A 15,687-nucleotide genomic window follows, 5' to 3' on the forward strand; every position below is an offset into this window, starting at 1 on the left:
AGTCGGGGTTTACGGTCGTTTCCTCCAGATCTTGACCCGGCCGCCGTGTCCTGGAGCGCTCAACCCTCGGCCGTGACCATCCCGCTATGTCGCAGCAGCGCATCGACTTGAGGCGCGCGGCCGCGGAAGGCTTTGAACGACTCCAGCGCACTGCGCGAGCCACCAACGCCTAGCACTTCCTTGGCGAAGCGTTCGCCAGTGGCGCGATCAACGACGCTGCCACGGCTGGCCTGTGCGGCTTCCTCGAAGGCGGCGAAGGCGTCGGCCGACAACACCTCGGCCCACTTGTAGCTGTAGTAGCCCGCGCTGTAGCCACCCGCGAAGATGTGGCTGAAGCTGTTGGGGAAGCGATGCCAGGCCGGCGGAATGATGACCGACACTTCGGCACGCACTTCGGCCAGCACGTCAAGCATGCGCTTGTCGCCACCGGGCTGGTAGTCGTGGTGCAGGCGCATGTCGAACAGCGCGAACTCCAGCTGGCGCACGGTCTGCATGCCGCTCTGGAAGTTCTTCGCTGCGATCATCTTGTCGTAGAGGGCTCGCGGGATTTTTGCGCCCGTTTCGGCATGCGAGGTCATGCCTTGCAGCACATCCCATTCCCAGCAGAAGTTCTCCATGAACTGGCTGGGCAGTTCGACGGCGTCCCACTCGACGCCTGCGATACCTGACACCGGATACTCCTCGACCTGTGTGAGCAGGTGGTGCAGGCCGTGGCCGGCTTCGTGGAAGAGGGTGATGACGTCGTCGTGACTGAAGGTCGGGGCTTTGCCATCGACCGGACCGGGGAAGTTGCAGACGAGGTAGGCGACGGGTGTCTGCAAGCCCGAGCTGATGCGGCGGCGCGTGACGGCGCTATCCATCCAGGCGCCGCCGCGCTTGCTTTCGCGCGCGTAGAGGTCGAGGTAGAACTGCCCAACCAGCTGGCCCTCACGCTCGATACGGAAGAAGCGCACGTCTTCATGCCACTTGGGCGCTTCGTCGGGCGTGATGCTCACGCCGTAGAGATTCTCGATCACGCCGAACAGGCCGCGCAGCACGAAGGGCTCGGGGAAGTACTGCTTTACTTCGTGCTCGGAGAAGGCGTAGCGGTCCTGACGCAGTTTTTCCGACACCCAGGCGGCATCCCAGGGCTGCAGGTCGGCAAGACCCAGACTCAGCGCAAAGTCGCGCAGCTCACGCATGTCGCGCTCGGCAAAGGGCTTGGCGCGACGGCCGAGGTCGCGCAGGAAGTCCAGCACCTGCTCGGGCGACTCAGCCATTTTGGGGACCACCGAGACTTCTGCGTAGTTGCGGTAGCCAAGCATCTGTGCAGCCTCGTTGCGCAAGGCGAGGATGCGGTCGATGTTGGGCGCGTTGTCCCACTCGGGGTGTGTTGTCGGGCTGACGCCGTCGGAGGCGAATTCCGAAGCCCGCGTGGCGTAGGCGCGGTAAAGGGTCTCGCGCAGACTGCGGTCGTCAGCGTATTGCAGCACCGGCAGATAGGACGGCATGTGCAGCGTAAACAGCCAGCCCTGCTTGCCGGCCTTGTCTGCTGCGGCTTTAGCCGCAGCCAGCGCGTCGCCGGGGATGCCGGCGACCTGCGCGGCGTCGGTCACCAGCCAGCTGAAATCGTTGGTGGCGTCGAGCACGTTTTCCGAGAATTTGGCTGCGAGGCTGGCCTGCTCTTCGGCAATGGCCTGGAAGCGCGGTTTCTGGTCGTCAGCCAGTTCGGCGCCAGACAGGCGGAAATCGCGCACTTCGTTGTCGATGATGCGACGGCGTACGGGGCTGAGGCTGTCGTAGGCGGCGCTGTCGCGCAGCGCCTTGTAGCGCGAGAACAGCTTGAGGTTCTGGCCCAGCTCGGCGTAGTAGCGCGATACCTCGGGCAGCTGGGCGTTGTAGGCCTCACGCCATTCGGGCGTGTCCATCACGCTGTGCAAGTGGCCCACTACCCCCCAGGCCCTTGAGAAACGCTCGCCCGCATCGACCAGTGGGGCTACGAAGCTGTCCCAGTCCGGCGTTTCCGTGCCGCTTTCCAGCTTGGCCACGAGGGCGCGGTTTTCGGCCAGCAGCTGCTGGACGGCGGGGGCGACATGTTCCGGGGAAACCGCGTCGAACAGCGGCAGGCCATGGGTTTGCAGCAGGGGATTGGGGGTGCTCATCGGGGTTTTTGCTTCCGTACGTCGTCTGATGGGAGTGTCGACTGAAGTTACACGGCCCGCCTGCCGAAAACAACCAATTGAAGCGATAGCCATTGAGGGGTGAAACATGGAAACCACGACTACGACAAGCGATCGCCGCGCGCAGTTCTCGGCGGACCTGGAGCGCGAACTGGCCAGTGGCGAGCTGGTCTTCCCGACCAGCATGCAGGCTGCCGTGAAGATTCGCCGTGCGCTGGACGAGGACGATGCCAGCATCGCCACCGTTGCCCGCACGATAGGGCTGGAGCCGGTGTTGTCGGTCAAGATGCTACGTATGGCCAATTCGGCTTTCTACAACCCTGATGGCCACCAGGTGACCGATGTGCATCGTGCCCTGATGCGCATCGGCATGAGCAATGCCCGCGTGATGGCACTGGCCGTCATCGGCGACCAGATGGCGACCGCCACCGAGTTCGCACCGGTCTGGCGGCTTGCTGAGCAGCTGTGGCGGCATACGCTGGACGTCGCGGCGCTGTCTTACGCCATTGCCTTGCAGCTCGACGATGTCTCGCCCGACACTGCCCTGCTTGCCGGCATGGTGCATGACATCGGTCAGTTCTACCTGCTGTCGCGCGTGCATGCGTACCCGGAGCTGCTTGAAGAGCAGAACGAGATGTCCGAATTCATCCTGCACTGGCAACAGCGCGTCGGCCAGCAGGTGCTGGCCGCTTTCGGCACCCCGGAGATCATCGTGCATGCGCTGGACGAGCAGGAAAATCCGAGCGGTGAGTGGCCGCCCAGCCGCCTCTCGGACGTGATCTACCTCGCCAACAGTGCTGCCGGCACACCGAACCCTTTCAGCATCCTGTCGCTGGAGCAGCAGATCGTGATGCGTCAGGAGGCATTCAAGAACGTCGACCGCGCCGTGGTCAATCGCCTGCTCGACGAAGCCCGAGTGCAGCGTGCACAGGCCCTGGCGATGCTGACGGCCTGATCTCTCAGCGAGTAGCTTGGGCTGAGCAAAGCGAAGCCCAAGGTGTGGCGTTGGAAGTGTTGGGCTTTCTGCGTCGGCCCAACCTATGCACCAATCTCTCAGTAGTACCGGTTCTGCCGTCCCGCTTGCCAATCGGCAATCGACTTCTTGAGCGTCGCATGTTCCTCGCAGCGCGACTTGCACAGTGAGGCCAGCGCTTCGAGGTGTTCGCGCGCCTTGTCGGGTTTGCCGGCCATCAGCCAGGCTTCACCGACGTACTCATGCGCACCGAGGTGGGCGGGGTTGATCTTCAATGCCGTGCCATAGGCCTTGAAGGCTTCGTCCAGCTTGCGATTGCGCCTATAGCTGTAGCCCAGCCAGTTCCAGGCGTCGGCATTGCGCGGTTCGCGCGTCACGATGCCGTTGAAGATGCTGATCGCATTCGCCCAGTCCTTGCGCTCGATGGCGGCGCGGCCCGCAGCGAATTCGGTTTTCGACACATCGGTCGAGTTGGCGGGGGGCTCATTGCTGCCGGCAGCCCAGGCGGTGCTGGCGAGGCAGAGGGTGATGCTGCAGACGAGGCAGCGCAGGCTGTGCGACATGATGGAAGCTCCGTAGGCCATTGGCCCGCAGAGCTTACGCCTACAGCTTGTCGATGGCGACGGGCTTGCCCGTGTGGTAACCCTGGATCAGCTGGAAGCCCAGGTCGCGGCAGGCGGCGGCTTCCTCTTCGCGTTCCACGCCTTCGGCGAGCGGGGCCGAGCCCAGGTCCAGCACCAGTTTGACAAGGTCACCGACGACCCGCCGCTTGCGCTCGCTGGCGCAGTCGATGTCGTGGATCAGGCCCATGTCGAACTTGACGAAGTGGGCCGGGGCCTCGCTGAGCTCGACCAGACGGGCCTGCCCGGCGCCGAAATCGTCGTAGGCGAAGCGCACGCCGATATCGAGCAGACGTGCCGTCAGCTCGCGCAGATGTTCGGGCACTGTGACGGCAGTTTCGTGGATCTCGATGATCAGGTCGAGGTCGGGCAGCTCCTGGCGCAGCTTGATCAGTGAGTCGAAGAAGGCCTTGCTGAAGGTTTCCTTGGGGTGCGTGTTGGCGAACAGGGGCAGGCCGGGCAGGCGGGCCGAAGCGCGGGCGATGCCGAACTTGCGGAACGCTGCACTGAGCTCGGTTTCGCGTCCCAAGGCGCCGGCCAGTTCGAACAGGCGAAGCGGTGAGGCTGGCAACAGCGGATGATTGGCGCGACCCAGCAGCTCGTATGCGAAGACTTCGTAGCCGTCGGCGAGCACGATGGGCTGCGCGGCGCCGGACATGCCGTGGCCATCGAGCAGTTGCAGGAACTCGGTTTCGTTGGGGATGAAGTGCTCGGAAAGCGCGGTGTCCATGGGGATCAGCATCGTGCGCTGTTCGGAGGCCACCTGCTTTGCGGCGATCTGCGCCGTGCGGTGGCGCAGGCGGAATTCGGCAGTGCCAAAGTGCACGATATCGCCATCCTTGAGCAGACAGGAGCCTTCGACACGTGTGCGATTGACGAAGCTGCCGTTGGTGCTGTTGAGGTCGGTGATGCGCAGCTGCCCGCTGATGTCACCCGTCAGTGTGGCGTGGTGCCGGCTGAGGCTGGGTGAGGCGACGGTCAGGTCGTTGTCGGCATCACGCCCGACGCGGAACGGCCAGTGTGAGACAGCGTGCTCGGTACGCGTACCGTTCGCGTTGACGGATTCAAGGATCCACGGGCTGTCCAAACTCTGCTCCCGGCTTTTGTCGGTTTCGTTTTCAATGATATGGCAGCCGGGAACGGCTGCCCATCAGAAACTTTCGGCAGTTTGGAGCGCTGACTTTAAGGCGGCCAGTCAGTTGGCGCTATAAAGCCGTCACAAGCCGCTGGGGGAAGGAGCTGATTGTGTGTCTGCGGGAAGGTCTTTACGCGCAAGGCATTGCACGCGGCGCGAAGGGTAACGGCGGTTTTCTTCCGCAGTGGTTTTCTCGCAATCCTTGCGCTCCAGGTAGGACGCTTCAAGGATTGGCGCGCGTCGATCCGTGCTGCTGACGTAGGGCGCAGTCAGACTCGTGACGTAGGGAAGGCTCGCGCTCGTTGCATTGCAGCGGATCGTACCGCTGTAAAAGTTGCTGGCGATTTCGTTGGCCAGATAGCGGCAGCCGCCTACGTGCGGAAAGACTATCTCGGTTCTGATCAGTCCATCGGTGGAGCTGTGCTGGAAGAAGCGTCCCTCAATAACAGGCGGAGGCTTTGTGGCACATCCACCCAGACTCAGGCCAGCGAGGAGGAATGCTGCTATGTGCCTGGGCATGGCGGGTCTTGTCTCAGAGAGCCTTGCCGGTCAGGCGCTCATAGGCCTCGACGTACTTGGCGCTGGTGCGTGCGACGACTTCTTCGGGCAGGACGGGGCCGGGGGCGGTCTTGTTCCAGTCCAGGGTCTCAAGGTAGTCGCGCACGTACTGCTTGTCGTAGGACGGCGGCGAGATGCCTTCGGCGTAGCTGTCAGCGGGCCAGAAGCGCGATGAGTCTGGCGTCAGGGCTTCGTCGATGATGTGCAGGGTGCCGGCAGCGTCGAGACCGAACTCGAACTTGGTGTCGGCAATGATGATGCCGCGCGTGGCGGCGTAGTCGCGCGCCTCAGAGTACAGACGGATGGCGGCGTCGCTGACCTCCTTCGCACGTGCGTCACCAAGCAGGGCGGCGCATTGCGCGAAGTCGATGTTCTCGTCGTGGGTGCCCATCTCGGCCTTGGTCGAGGGCGTGAAAAGCGGCTGTTCGAGCTTGGCGGCCTGCTTGAGGCCGGCTGGCAGGGTGTGGCCGCAGACCTTGCCGGTGGCGAGGTAGTCCTTCCAGCCACCGCCGATGATGTAACCGCGCACGACGGCTTCGACGGGCAGGGGCTTGAGGCGTTTGACGACCAGCGCACGACCGGCGACCTGGTCGCGCTCGCTGGCCGACACCACGTCTTCAGGCGCGATGCCGGTGAGCTGGTTCGGCAGCACGTGAGCGAGCTTGTCGAACCAGAACAGGGCGGTCTGCGTGAGCACCTCACCCTTGCGCGGGATGGGGTTGGGCAGGATCACGTCGAAGGCCGAGAGGCGGTCTGAGGTGACGATGAGCAGCTTTTCCGCGTCGATCGCATAGATATCGCGCACCTTGCCGCGCCCGAGCAGTTGCAGGCTGGTGATGGTCGATTCGAAAAGGGGCTTGCTCATGGGGGACTCCGGAAAAATGAAGAGGCCGTCACGCGGACGGCCTGCCGGCAATTCTAACGCTTGCGACGCGTCAATTGGCGGGCGGCACGTAGCCTTGCGCCGCGTCAGCCCCCGCGCCGAAGAAGTGACGATCCATCTGTTCCATCAGGTACTTGCGCGCCTTGGGATCCATCATGTTGAGACGATTTTCGTTGATCAGCATGGTCTGGTGCTTGATCCAGCCGGCCCAGGCCTCTTTCGAGACATTTTCGAAGATCTTCTTGCCCAGTTCGCCGGGCACGGGGGGGAAGTCGAGACCCTCGGCTTCAGTGCCGAGTTTGATGCATTGAACGGTGCGGGCCATGGGGTAACAATCCTGAAAGTGGTAAAGCTGGCTGCAGTGATTTTACCCCGCCAGCGCCCGGCGTGCGTTCCTGCCCTGGGGATGCCTTACTGCGCCGCCCAGCCCCCGTCCATCTGCAGGATCGCTCCGGTCATGGATGCACCGCCGGGGCTGCAAAGGAACACCGCCAGCGCCCCGATCTCTTCCACCGTGACGAAGCGTTTGGTGGGCTGAGCGTGCAGCAGCACGTCGCGGATCACCTGTTCGCGCGTCATGTTGCGAGCCTTCATGGTGTCGGGAATCTGCTTTTCCACCAGCGGCGTCTGCACGTATCCGGGGCAGATGGCATTGACCGTTGTCCCCACTTCGGCGAGCTCCAGCGCGATGGTCTTGGTGAAGCCCGCAATGCCGTGCTTGGCGGCGACGTAGGCACTTTTGAAGGGCGAGGCCACCAGCGCGTGGGCGGAGGCGAGGTTGATGATGCGCCCCCAGCCTTTCTGCTTGAGCTGGGGTACGACAAGTCGCGTGGTGTGGAAGGCCGAAGTCAGGTTGATGGCGATGATGTCGTTCCACTTTTCGACCGGAAAGTCTTCGACGGGTGACACGTGCTGGATGCCGGCGTTGTTGACGAGGATGTCTACGCCGCCGAGTTCGCTGTCCGCCAGCGCGATCATGGCGGCAATGTCGTCGGGTTTGCGCATGTCGGCAGGGCTGAACACCACCTTCACGTCATGCTGACTGGCAAGACGTGTGCGCAGGGCTTCAATCTCACCCGAATCGCCGAAGCCGTTGATGACCAGATTGGCGCCCTGCGCCGCTAGCGCCTCCGCCATGCCCAGCCCGATGCCACTGGTCGAGCCGGTCACGATTGCATTCCTGCCTGTCAACATGATGTTCTCCTGAGTGAGTTCCGTGGACCAAGCCTAGTGCATGCAGCCTTCGCACGCCCGGGGGCGAAGCATGGCGGAAACGGAGTCATCCGATTCGTACCCGCCAGCAGGTTGCGCAGCCCTACGTTGAGCGATCGGCGCGGTTGAAGCGGGGCAGGCTGCAACGGATTTTGCTGTTGCCAAACGCTCCAAAGTGCGATGTTTCCTCTTTCATGCCTCGTTCCTGAATGCATTTGGGCTGCAGCGGAACATGGCAGAACACGCGCCGATGGTCTGGCGCCGCGCCAAAATGAAAGCCCCGCCTGAGCGGGGCTTTCATGCGGGGCGGTACGGCTCAGTTGACCTTCTGCGCCAGCTCGCCGCTCTTGTACTTCGCGGCAATCTTTTCCAGCGGCACGGGCTTGATCTTGCTGGCCTGGCCGGCGCAGCCGAAGGCTTCGAAGCGCGCCTTGACGATGAGCTTGGCGGCTTCGCGCGCGGGCTTGAGGTAGTCGCGCGGGTCGAACTTGCTGGGGTTTTCGGCCATGTACTTGCGGATCGCAGCGGTCATGGCAAGGCGGATGTCAGTGTCGATGTTGACCTTGCGCACGCCGTACTTGATGCCTTGCACGATTTCTTCGACGGGTACGCCATAGGTTTCGCCGATGTCGCCGCCGTACTCGCGAATGATGGCGAGCAGGTCTTGCGGCACGCTGCTTGAGCCGTGCATGACGAGGTGGGTGTTGGGCAGGCGCTCGTGGATCTTCTTGATGAGATCGATGGCGAGAATGTCGCCCGTGGGCTTGCGCGTGAACTTGTAGGCGCCGTGGCTGGTGCCGATGGCGATGGCCAGCGCGTCGCATTGCGTGCGCTTGACGAAGTCGGCGGCCTGCTCGGGGTCAGTCAGCATGGCGCTGTGATCGAGTTTGCCTTCGGCGCCGATACCGTCTTCTTCACCAGCCATGCCGGTTTCCAGCGAGCCGAGGCAGCCGAGTTCGGCTTCGACTGTGACGCCGATGCTGTGCGAGAACTTGACGACTTCGCTGCTGACAGCAACGTTGTATTCGTAGGAGGAAGGCGTCTTGCCGTCTTCCATCAGCGAGCCATCCATCATCACCGAGGAAAAACCACTCTTGATCGCGGCCATGCAGACGGCAGGGCTCTGGCCGTGGTCCTGGTGCATGACGATGGGGATGTTCGGATAGGCCTCGACGGCGGCGGAGATGAGGTGACGCAGGAAGGCTTCTCCCGCGTACTTACGCGCGCCAGCCGATGCCTGCATGATCACCGGGCTGTCGAGCTCGGCGGCCGCTTCCATGATGGCCGTGACCTGTTCGAGGTTGTTGACGTTGAAGGCGGGCAGGCCGTAGCTGTTTTCTGCAGCGTGGTCGAGCAGCTGGCGCATGGAAACGAGGGCCATGGGGTTCTCCGTAAGACGTTGGGGTTTGCTGGGATTGGATGGAATTCTTTGACCCCGGATTGTATCGCGGGGCGTGTTGCCAAGGCATTGATATTGCTACCTACCGGTGGGCAGGGGCGTGCAATCTGCCACGCTGCCAGCGCCGCGAGTCACAAGAAAAAAGCCCGCACAAAGAGGTGCGGGCTTTTTCATTGAGCGTAACGACTGTCAGCCGCCGATGCGCACGATCTTGAGGCTATTCGTGCCACCGGACTGGCCCAGGGGCTCGCCGACAGTGATGACGACGATGTCGCCCGGCTGCACCAGCTTGTGCTTGAGCAGGGTCAGTTCGGCCTCTTGCAGCAGGTGGTCGCGGCTATCCGTGATGCGCGGCATGATGATGGGGAAGACTTCGCGGAACATCGCGAGCTTGCCGATGGTGTCCTGTTGCGAGGTCAGCGCGTAGATGGGGATGCCTGAACGCAGGCGGCTGATCCACAAGGCGGTCGAACCGGACTCGGTGAGGGCCACGATGGCCTTGGCGCCGAGATGGTGGGCCGAGAACAGGGCGGCCATGGCGATGGACTGGTCGATGCGCGTGAAGGTGCGGTTGAGGAAGTCCTGGTCCAAGGTATTGGGGTAGGACTTCTCGGCTTCCTCACAGATGCGCGCCATGGTCTCGACGACTTCGACCGGGTATTTGCCGGCGGCGGTCTCGGCCGACAGCATCACGGCGTCGGTGCCGTCCAGCACGGCGTTGGCGACGTCCGACACTTCGGCGCGCGTCGGCACGGGGCTGGTGATCATCGACTCCATCATCTGGGTCGCGGTGATGGCGAGTTTGTTCATCTCGCGTGCCAGCTTGATCATCTTTTTCTGCAGAGCCGGCACGGCAGCTTCGCCGACTTCCACCGCCAGGTCGCCGCGGGCGACCATCACGCCGTCCGAGGCTTCGAGAATCTCGCGCAGGGTGTTCGGTTCGACGGCTTCGGTGCGCTCGATCTTGGCAATCGTCAGCGCGTTACTGCCGGCGGCTTTGAGCAGGGTACGCGCCATGTACATGTCGGCGGCGTTCTTGGGGAAGGAGACGGCGACGTACTCGATGCCGATCTGGGCAGCCGTCTTGAGGTCCTCCATGTCCTTGGCAGTCAGCGCCGGGGCGGTGAGGCCGCCGCCCTTCTGGTTGATGCCTTTGTTGTTCGACAGCTCGCCGCCGTAGTGCACGACGGTGTGGATCTCGGTGCCGATGACTTTCTCGACTTCCAGCACGATGGCGCCGTCGTTGAGCAGCAGGATGGTGCCGACCTTCACGTCGTTCGGCAGGTCCTTGTAGTCGAGGCCCACGCGCTCGTCGTTACCCAGCTCGCAGGCTGCGTCGAGGATGAATTTCTGGCCTTTGTCGAGGAAGGTCTTGCCGTTGGCGAACTTGCCGACGCGGATCTTCGGACCCTGCAGGTCGGCGAGAATGGCGACCGGCTTGCCAACGCGACGGGCAGCCTCGCGCACGATGTTGGCGCGGTTGATGTGGTCTTCGGCCTTGCCGTGCGAGAAGTTCAGGCGCACGACGTCGACCCCGGCGCGGATGAGGCGTTCGAGCACTTCGGCGTCGTTGGATGCCGGGCCGAGGGTGGCGACGATCTTGGTATGGCGTTGCATGCTTACCCCTTCATAGGAAGTAATGTTGGCAGGGAGAGAGGGAGAGGTGTCGGGGCTCGTGATCTTGCGTCTGGCTCCGGCTTTTGCCGCGGTCGGCTTTTTCATGGGATGGATTTCAGGTGGCGAATCTTAGCGTCAGATTTCGGCGCGCCGCGTGAGCGCGTCGATGGCAGGCAGGCTCTTGCCGCCCAGGAACTCCAGGAAAGCGCCGCCAGCGTGGGAAATGTGGTCGATGCGATCTCCGAGACCGAAACGGGAGATCGCTGCGATGGTGTCGTCGCCGCCGGCCAGCGAATAGGCCGGGGCCGCTGCGATGGCTTCGCCGACTGTGCGTGTACCGTGGGCGAAAGTTTCGAACTCGAAAACGCCCAGCGGGCCGTTCCAGATGATGCTGCGAGCCTGACCAAGCAGGGCGGCATAGCGCGCGGCAGTCGCGGGACCGATGTCGAGGATCATCTCGTCGGGCTGCACGTCGCGCACGGATTTGACGGCGGCTTCGGCTGAGGCGAAGAAGGATTTGGCGACCACCACGTCAGTCGGGATAGGCACGGTCGCACCGCGCGTGGCGATGCGGATGATGATGCGTTTGACATCCTCGACCATTTCCGTCTCGACCAGCGATTTGCCGACCGGGAAACCGGCGGCAAGCAGGAAGGTATTGGCGATACCGCCACCGACGATGAGCTGGTCGACGTTGTCGGCGAGGTTGTTGAGGATGGCCAGTTTGGTGGACACCTTGGCGCCGCCGACGATGGCGGTCAGCGGGCGGTCGGCTTCCACCAGTGCGCGGTTGAAGGCCTGCATCTCGGCCGCCATGGTCGGGCCGGCGCACGCTGCGGGCGCGGCCAGAGCCAGCGCGTGGATGGTGGCTTCGTTGCGGTGTGCGGTCGAGAAGGCGTCATACACATAGACATCGCACAGGCGAGCGATGCGTGCGGCAAGCGCTTCGCTGTTGGCGCTCTCGCCACGGTTGAGGCGGCAGTTTTCGAGCAGCACGACTTCGCCGGGTTTGATCTCGAAGCCACCATCGATCCAGTTGGTCGCGAGGCGCACGCTCAGGCCGAGCAGTTCGCTCATCCGCGCAGCAACCGGGGCCAGCGAGTCTTCGGGCGAGGGGTCGCCCTCTTTGGGACGGCCAAGATGCGAGGTAACCATCACGGCCGCACCGCCGTCGAGTGCCATGCGGATGGCGGCGAGTGCGCTCTTGATACGCGCATCGCTGCTGATCGTGCCGCGTTCGGTGAGCGGCACATTCAGGTCGGCGCGGATGAACACACGCTTGCCGCGGAGGTCCTGTTCGCTGAGCTGGCGGAATTTCATGGTCTGGATTTTCCTGCAAGTCTCAGCGCTTGCCGGCTTCATTCGCGTTGTGGATGATCCAGATCAGGGTGCCATTGCCCCAGCTCCAGCCGAAACCGCCTTCACCGGCAAAAATCAGTCGCCCCTGACCTTTGTAGACCAGCTCGTAGCGATAGCGGTCGCTGCCAAAGTAGAACGGCACAAAGGCTTTGCCCGTGATGTAGGTGCCCTGATCGGAGGGTTGGCCAATGGCCTTGGTCACCTCGTTCATCGTCATGCCGATCTTGAGGCGCGTGAACTTGCTGGTCTTTGCCGGTTTGCCAGTGATCTCGCCTTCGACCTCGCCGACCTTCACCTTGGTGCCGTAGCCCGATTCCACCTTGCTTGAATCGACAACCTCGCCCTGCGCATTCATGCCGGGCGGTACGCCTCCGGGCGCACTGCGCGCGCTGGAGCTGCTGCTCGACGCTGCCTTGCCGGGCGAGGCGCTGCTCGCGGCGGTGCGGGTCGAGGCGGTGCTGCTGGATGCGGTAGCCGGTGCAGGGGCTGCTTCGGCCGGGGCGTCACCTTTCGAGGCGCAGGCCGCCAGTGCGGCCGCCAGCAAGGCGGGGAGGCAGAAAGAGAGGAAACGGGGCATGGAGGAGGAAGGCAAGGGCAGAAAGAAAGACAGCGCAAGCATGCTTGCGCTGTCTTTCAGGGGTCTTACTTGCTGGCGACCACCTGGACCATCTCCAGCACCTTGTTGGAGTAGCCCCATTCGTTGTCGTACCAGGAGACGATCTTCACGAAGGTCGAATCCAGTGCGATGCCGGCGTCGGCGTCGAACACCGAGGTGCGGGCTTCGCCACGGAAGTCGGTCGAGACGACCTTCTCGGTGGTGTAGCCGAGCACGCCCTTCATCGGGCCTTCCGACGCAGCCTTCATGGCGGCGCAGATTTCTTCGTAGCTCGCGTCCTTGTTCAGCTCGACAGTCAGGTCGACCACCGAAACGTCAGAGGTCGGCACGCGGAAGGACATGCCGGTGAGCTTCTTGTTCAGCTCGGGGATGACCTTGCCAACGGCCTTGGCTGCGCCCGTGCTGGACGGGATGATGTTTTCGAGAATGCCGCGGCCACCGCGCCAGTCCTTGTTCGACGGGCCATCAACAGTCTTCTGCGTGGCGGTGGCAGCGTGCACCGTGGTCATCAGGCCGCGCTTGATGCCGAAGTTGTCGTTGAGCACCTTGGCGATCGGGGCCAGACAGTTGGTGGTGCAGGAAGCGTTGGAGATGATCGCTTCGCCGGCGTACTTGTCGTGGTTCACGCCATACACGAACATCGGGGTGTCGTCCTTCGACGGGGCGGACAGCACGACCTTCTTTGCGCCGGCGGTCAGGTGAGCCGAGGCGGTGGCGTTGTCGAGGAACAGACCGGTCGATTCGACGACCACGTCAGCGCCGACTTCGTCCCACTTCAGTTCAGCGGGGTTCTTGACGGCGGAGAGGCGGATCTTCTTGCCATTGACGATCAGGGTGTTGCCATCGACGGCGACTTCGCCCTTGAAGTGGCCATGCACGGAGTCGTGCTTGAGCATGTAGGCGAGGTAGTCGGGTTCGAGCAGGTCGTTGATACCCACGATCTCGATGTCCTTGAAGTTCTGCACCGCTGCGCGGAAGACCATGCGGCCGATGCGGCCAAAACCGTTGATACCTACCTTGATCGTCATTTGATGTTCTCCAGTTTCTCGCTATCGCTGCCGGGCATAGGGGGCGCCCGACGAACCACGTAGTTTATTACAGCAAGGACATGACGGTTTCCGTCACGCGCTCGGGGGTGAAGCCGAAATGCTTGAACAGCGTGCCGCCGGGTGCGGACTCGCCGAAACGGTCCAGTCCGATGACGGCGCCATCGAGACCGACGTACTTGTACCAGCCGTCCGACACGCCTGCTTCGATGGCCACGCGGGGCAGCCCCTTGCCGAGCACGGCGTCGCGGTAAGCCTTGTCCTGCGCGTCGAACAGACGGTTGCAGGGCATCGACACCACGCGCACTGCCACACCCTTCTCGGCGAGCAGCTTCTGCGCGCCCAGCGCTACGCCGACTTCGGAGCCGGTGGCGATCAGGACAGCCTTGGCGTCCGCGGCATCGCTCAGCACGTAGCCGCCCTTGCGGATGTCGGCGATCTGTTGCGCCGAGCGTGCGGTGAAAGGCAGGTTCTGGCGCGTCAGGGCCAGCAGCGTGGGGCCGTCGGCGTTCTCGATGCCGTGGATCCACGCGACGGCGGTCTCGGTCGTGTCGGCCGGACGCCAGACATTGAGGTTGGGAATCAGGCGCAGCGAGGCGGTGTGCTCGACCGGCTGGTGCGTCGGGCCGTCTTCGCCGACGCCGATGGAGTCGTGCGTGAACACCATGACCTGACGGATCTTCATCAGCGCGGCCATGCGAATGGCGCTGCGGCAGTAGTCCGAGAAGACGAGGAAGGTGGCGGTGTAGGGGATGTAGCCGCCGTGGAGCGCAATGCCGTTGGCAATCGCCACTTCGGCGAATTCGCGCACGCCGTAATTCACGTAATTCACACCGGCCGCATCAGCGTTCGAGCCCGGTGGGAGTTCCTTGCTGCCCGACCAGATGGTCAGGTTGGAACCCGCCAGGTCGGCCGAGCCGCCCAGCAGTTCGGGGATCACGGGGCCCAGCGCTTCGAGGGCGTTGAACGAGGCCTTGCGCGTGGCGATGGTCTCGGCCTTGGCCTGCACCTTTTCGATCAGCGCGTCGGCAGCAGCCTTGAAGCCGGCTGGCAGCTCGCCCGCGAGGCGACGCTTGAACTCGGCGGCCAGTTCAGGGAAGGCGGCGGCGTAGGCGGCGAAGCGCTCGTTCCACTCGGCTTCAGCCTTGGCGCCAGCGGCCTTGGCGTCCCAGGCGGCGTACACCTCGGCGGGGATTTCGAAGGGCGCGTGCGACCAGCCGATGGCTTCGCGTACCAGCGCGATCTCGGCAGCGCCCAGCGGCGCACCGTGCGAATCCGCCGTGCCCGCCTTGTTCGGCGAACCGGCGCCGATGGTGGTGCGGCAGATGATCAGGGTCGGGCGCTGCGTGTCGGCCTTTGCTTCAGCCGTGGCCTTGGCGAGTGCGGCAGCATCGTGGCCGTCGATCTGGCCGATGACTTGCCAGCCATAAGACTCAAAACGCTTACGCGTATCGTCGGTGAACCAGCCTTCGACTTCACCGTCGATGGAGATACCGTTGTCGTCGTAGTAGGCGATCAGCTTGCCCAAGCCCCAGGTACCGGCCAGCGAAGCGGCTTCGTGGCTGATGCCTTCCATCAGGCAGCCGTCACCGAGGAAGACGTAGGTGTGGTGATCGACGATGGTGTGGCCGGGACGGTTGAAGTTGGCGGCCAGCATCTTCTCGGCCAGCGCGAAACCGACAGCATTGGTGATGCCCTGACCCAGCGGGCCGGTGGTGGTCTCGACGCCCGGCGTGTGGTGCACTTCGGGGTGCCCCGGGGTCAGCGAGCCCAGCTGGCGGAATTTCTTCAGTTCGTCGATCGGCAGGTCATAGCCCGTCAGGTGCAGCAGGGCGTAATGCAGCATGGAACCGTGGCCGTTCGACACCACGAAGCGGTCGCGATTGGCCCAGGCCGGGTTGGCCGGGTTGTGGCGCAGGTTGTGGCGCCACACGACTTCGGCGATTTCGGCCATGCCCATGGGCATGCCGGGGTGGCCGGAATTGGCTTGCTGGACGGCATCCATCGCCAGCGCACGGATGGCGCCGGTAACGGGATTGAAGGCGATCGGGGTATGGGTCTTCTGCATTGCTGTGACGGCGCGGAGCCTGCGGGGGATGGCGGCCCGGAT

The 15,687-nt window shown here is 63.6% G+C and carries 13 protein-coding genes; 1 reads left to right on the forward strand and 12 read right to left on the reverse strand.

The genetic code is table 11. The features are described 5' to 3' along the window. Positions 1-59 precede the first annotated feature (59 nt). Complete coding sequence (locus ABEA02_RS12955; protein ID WP_345533404.1) at positions 60-2,141, reverse strand: M3 family metallopeptidase; 2,082 nt, start codon at positions 2,139-2,141, stop codon at positions 60-62. A 106-nt stretch (positions 2,142-2,247) separates the two neighbouring features. Between ABEA02_RS12955 and ABEA02_RS12960 the strand changes: the two genes are divergently transcribed. After that, complete coding sequence (locus ABEA02_RS12960) at positions 2,248-3,114, forward strand: HDOD domain-containing protein (RefSeq protein WP_345533405.1); 867 nt, start codon at positions 2,248-2,250, stop codon at positions 3,112-3,114. Positions 3,115-3,212: 98 nt separating this feature from the next. Here the strand turns inward: ABEA02_RS12960 and ABEA02_RS12965 are convergent, their stop codons facing one another. From ABEA02_RS12965 to tkt, 11 genes are all read right to left on the reverse strand, one after another. Beyond that, on the reverse strand, positions 3,213-3,695 hold the full coding sequence (locus ABEA02_RS12965) for a tetratricopeptide repeat protein (protein ID WP_345533406.1): 483 nt from the start codon (positions 3,693-3,695) through the stop codon (positions 3,213-3,215). 40 nt (positions 3,696-3,735) lie between these two features. Next, positions 3,736-4,839 carry an EAL domain-containing protein gene (locus ABEA02_RS12970; protein WP_345533407.1) on the reverse strand — a complete coding sequence of 368 codons (1,104 nt, stop codon included), beginning with the start codon at positions 4,837-4,839 and terminating at the stop codon, positions 3,736-3,738. 580 nt (positions 4,840-5,419) lie between these two features. Further along, positions 5,420-6,310: a phosphoribosylaminoimidazolesuccinocarboxamide synthase gene (locus tag ABEA02_RS12975; protein WP_345533408.1), complete on the reverse strand. Its 891-nt coding sequence runs from the start codon at positions 6,308-6,310 to the stop codon at positions 5,420-5,422. A 70-nt stretch (positions 6,311-6,380) separates the two neighbouring features. Next, positions 6,381-6,653 (reverse strand): oxidative damage protection protein, encoded by a 273-nt coding sequence (locus ABEA02_RS12980; protein WP_345533410.1) that lies wholly within the window; start codon positions 6,651-6,653, stop codon positions 6,381-6,383. Positions 6,654-6,739: 86 nt separating this feature from the next. Beyond that, the gene (locus tag ABEA02_RS12985) at positions 6,740-7,522 is read right to left on the reverse strand and encodes a 3-hydroxybutyrate dehydrogenase (protein WP_345533411.1); all 783 of its coding nucleotides are present in this window, start codon (positions 7,520-7,522) and stop codon (positions 6,740-6,742) included. 334 nt (positions 7,523-7,856) lie between these two features. Beyond that, a complete protein-coding gene (gene fba, locus ABEA02_RS12990; protein WP_345533413.1) occupies positions 7,857-8,921 on the reverse strand; it encodes a class II fructose-bisphosphate aldolase in 1,065 nt (354 codons plus the stop codon). Between the two features lie 207 nt (positions 8,922-9,128). Then, complete coding sequence (gene pyk / locus ABEA02_RS12995) at positions 9,129-10,556, reverse strand: pyruvate kinase (protein WP_345533414.1); 1,428 nt, start codon at positions 10,554-10,556, stop codon at positions 9,129-9,131. Between the two features lie 135 nt (positions 10,557-10,691). After that, positions 10,692-11,876, reverse strand: coding sequence for a phosphoglycerate kinase (locus ABEA02_RS13000; RefSeq protein ID WP_345533416.1), 1,185 nt, complete (start codon positions 11,874-11,876; stop codon positions 10,692-10,694). Positions 11,877-11,898: 22 nt separating this feature from the next. Beyond that, positions 11,899-12,534: a hypothetical protein gene (locus tag ABEA02_RS13005; protein WP_345533417.1), complete on the reverse strand. Its 636-nt coding sequence runs from the start codon at positions 12,532-12,534 to the stop codon at positions 11,899-11,901. A 23-nt stretch (positions 12,535-12,557) separates the two neighbouring features. Continuing rightward, entirely contained in the window at positions 12,558-13,559 is a 1,002-nt protein-coding gene (gap, locus tag ABEA02_RS13010; protein WP_345533418.1) for a type I glyceraldehyde-3-phosphate dehydrogenase, read from the reverse strand. A gap of 67 nt (positions 13,560-13,626) precedes the next feature. Next, positions 13,627-15,645, reverse strand: coding sequence for a transketolase (tkt, locus tag ABEA02_RS13015; RefSeq protein ID WP_345533419.1), 2,019 nt, complete (start codon positions 15,643-15,645; stop codon positions 13,627-13,629). Positions 15,646-15,687 lie beyond the last annotated feature (42 nt).

Origin of the sequence: Viridibacterium curvum (assembly GCF_039544165.1) — a bacterium.
Taxonomy (GTDB): domain Bacteria; phylum Pseudomonadota; class Gammaproteobacteria; order Burkholderiales; family Rhodocyclaceae; genus Viridibacterium; species Viridibacterium curvum.

What these genes read in the sequence shown, in the direction of transcription:
- ABEA02_RS12955 (WP_345533404.1), bottom strand. Translation starts at nt 2,141, where the DNA reads ATGAGCACCCCCAATCCCCTGCTGCAAACCCATGGCCTGCCGCTGTTC.
- ABEA02_RS12960 (WP_345533405.1), top strand. Translation starts at nt 2,248, where the DNA reads ATGGAAACCACGACTACGACAAGCGATCGCCGCGCGCAGTTCTCGGCG.
- ABEA02_RS12965 (WP_345533406.1), bottom strand. Translation starts at nt 3,695, where the DNA reads ATGTCGCACAGCCTGCGCTGCCTCGTCTGCAGCATCACCCTCTGCCTC.
- ABEA02_RS12975 (WP_345533408.1), bottom strand. Translation starts at nt 6,310, where the DNA reads ATGAGCAAGCCCCTTTTCGAATCGACCATCACCAGCCTGCAACTGCTC.
- ABEA02_RS12980 (WP_345533410.1), bottom strand. Translation starts at nt 6,653, where the DNA reads ATGGCCCGCACCGTTCAATGCATCAAACTCGGCACTGAAGCCGAGGGT.
- ABEA02_RS12985 (WP_345533411.1), bottom strand. Translation starts at nt 7,522, where the DNA reads ATGTTGACAGGCAGGAATGCAATCGTGACCGGCTCGACCAGTGGCATC.
- fba (WP_345533413.1), bottom strand. Translation starts at nt 8,921, where the DNA reads ATGGCCCTCGTTTCCATGCGCCAGCTGCTCGACCACGCTGCAGAAAAC.
- pyk (WP_345533414.1), bottom strand. Translation starts at nt 10,556, where the DNA reads ATGCAACGCCATACCAAGATCGTCGCCACCCTCGGCCCGGCATCCAAC.
- ABEA02_RS13000 (WP_345533416.1), bottom strand. Translation starts at nt 11,876, where the DNA reads ATGAAATTCCGCCAGCTCAGCGAACAGGACCTCCGCGGCAAGCGTGTG.
- ABEA02_RS13005 (WP_345533417.1), bottom strand. Translation starts at nt 12,534, where the DNA reads ATGCTTGCGCTGTCTTTCTTTCTGCCCTTGCCTTCCTCCTCCATGCCC.
- gap (WP_345533418.1), bottom strand. Translation starts at nt 13,559, where the DNA reads ATGACGATCAAGGTAGGTATCAACGGTTTTGGCCGCATCGGCCGCATG.
- tkt (WP_345533419.1), bottom strand. Translation starts at nt 15,645, where the DNA reads ATGCAGAAGACCCATACCCCGATCGCCTTCAATCCCGTTACCGGCGCC.